Annotated in this window: 2 protein-coding genes; both read right to left on the reverse strand. The window is 41.4% G+C overall.

What is annotated here, in order from left to right:
- Nucleotides 1-259 precede the first annotated feature (259 nt).
- Nucleotides 260-1,048, reverse strand: coding sequence for a peptidylprolyl isomerase (locus tag H6G76_RS36435; RefSeq protein WP_190711048.1), 789 nt, complete (start codon nucleotides 1,046-1,048; stop codon nucleotides 260-262).
- A gap of 127 nt (nucleotides 1,049-1,175) precedes the next feature.
- Nucleotides 1,176-1,772, reverse strand: a complete 597-nt coding sequence (locus tag H6G76_RS36440) for a photosystem I assembly protein Ycf4 (protein ID WP_190711049.1) — start codon at nucleotides 1,770-1,772, stop codon at nucleotides 1,176-1,178.
- Between the last annotated feature and the right edge of the window lie 549 nt (nucleotides 1,773-2,321).

The following is a 2,321-nucleotide window of genomic DNA, read 5'->3' on the forward strand; positions in this document are numbered from 1 at the left end:
CATCCAAGGGAAACTACAGTACACAACGTGTTAGATTTAACTCTCATTCTTCTGCTTAACTGTTTGTTACATACTTGTAAATTTTTCCGCCGACCTACTTAATAAAACAGTTTCCTTTAATTGGAAATTTGATTGAGTCATTTAAAGGTAATAAATAATCCAAATTTAATCATACTAAATCCCCTTTTTTAAGGGGGATTTAGAATTGAATTATCAACTTTTTAAGGGCATCTAGGGGGATCTAAACATTGATTTTGATTTATTGAGGAACTTTTAGGTTTTCTGCACCTTGAATGACTTTAGCCGATTCAATGCGATCGCCCTGCTGAATTTTGTTCACTACATCAAAGCCTTCGGTAACATTGCCAAATACAGCGTAGTTACCATCCAGAAAACCCAAATCAGCTAAAGCAAAGTAAAACTGTGAAGAAGCTGAATCTGGCATTTGCGATCGCGCCATTGCGATCGCGCCTTGTTTATGGGTTAATTCTGGTGGTTTAGTGACCCCAGCCATTTCAAATGTTTTGCTGTAAATTGGTGCAGCTTCACCTTTGGGTTTGATTTCTAAAGGTATGTAGCGTTCATTGCCAGATTTCGGGTCAATATAACCGCCTGTCCCCAACCTACCAGCAGGAAATTTCGGGTCTTTGCCTTGAGGGTCGCCACCTTGAGCAACAAACGGTTGAGGGTCGCGCACTACTCGATGGAATACCAACCCATCGTATACACCTTTTTGGACTAAATCGACAAAGTTACCGGCTGTAACTGGGGCATTTGTGCCATCTACTTCGATAGTGATGGGTTTACTGTTAACCGTCATCACCACAGTAGCTTTACCTTCGAGCCGTGGTAAATTGTTCATTCCTGGGACACTCTCACTTGTGGTTTCAGATACAGACGTTGCTTCAGTAGTTGCTGTCGTACTTGTTTGGGTAGCTGCCGATGTCGGAGAAGTGTTAGAGCTAACTTGCTGTGTAGAACATCCTCCCAACATTAAACCAGCGACCATCAAAAAGGTAACTAAAAATTTTGTCACTTTTAACCGCATTTTCTGGTACTGACTCAACCAGAGTATCTTATCCTCTCAAGTGAGTGAGGAACTAGGAATTTTAGAATTCTGAAGTCTGAAGTATGAAATACAAAATTTTATACTTTAACCTTCAGACTTCATAACTTTACAGCCCTTCTAGAGGGACTTGCAAAAAGCGGGCTAACTCTGCGCCTTTTGTTTCTATTTCGCTTAAAGAAAGCGGTTGTCCTACTCTAGTTAAAGGAATATCTCGCCGACCCTTAATTCTGAGGTAAACTGCACGCTTAGGATTCAAACCTTCTTTAATTTCTAGCCGCACAGCTTGTACATCTCGGATGCGAGAATCAATTTCAATGCGCCGATTTTTGCCGGGAAATCCCCAGCGAAAGATTTTGAGGCTACCAGTTTCTTGATTGAATTCGTTGTAGCCGCCGCCCACATCCCAGAGAATCACTAACCACAGATACAAAGCTAAAAGTACGCCAGCAGTGCCGTACAAGCCCATAACTAACCCTTGGGGTATGAACACCAATTGTGTGGGATCTGTGACTAGTAGTAAATTGACTTTTAAATAACTAGATATGCCTGCTAACAAAAAGCCTGTGGCTCCTAAAGTCACAACAGTTGCCCACCAGTAGTTACTCAACCGACGAGAACCGATAACTTTTTGATGTAAAACTCTTGAAGAAGAGCGATCACCATTCGGTGAATCGCCTTTGTTAATTGTTGTTGATGCCGTCATGGAACTATCTTGGCCCGTGAGTGCTTCCCTATTAGAGTCTGCCATTTCAGCAGTCTCTGTTGCAAGTTTAGTCAATGGTCATTTGTGATATTTCCCCCTTGCTTCCTACTCCCTCCCCATTAAATTATTTTGAGATTTCTGAGAAAAGTTGTGTCAGATTGTAAAAATTCTGATATTCATATTATTTAACAGGTTTGTGATCAATACCGAATTTCCCTGGGTAGTTCAGGCAAAAATCCGAACTAATGTGATAAGTTAAGGATCATTAAGTTACCACAAGCTAGATTGCTAGCCAATGGTACGTGTAATGGCATAAGCCTGAGAACAGCCAACTTACTTAGAAGGCAAGCTCTCAGAAACTCAGTAGCTTAAAGCATCTGAGACTGTCAAAAAAACGTTTATTCCTCAGAAGCGTTGAAATTTTTAGTAAAAAGAGGATTTTAGTCCGATGACCATCGCAGTTGGACGCGCCCCCAGTAGAAGAGGGTGGTTTGACGTATTAGACGACTGGTTAAAGCGCGATCGCTTCGTATTCGTAGGTTGGTCAGG

The sequence above is a fragment of the Nostoc sp. FACHB-152 genome (assembly GCF_014697475.1).
In the GTDB taxonomy this organism is placed as follows: domain Bacteria; phylum Cyanobacteriota; class Cyanobacteriia; order Cyanobacteriales; family Nostocaceae; genus Nostoc_B.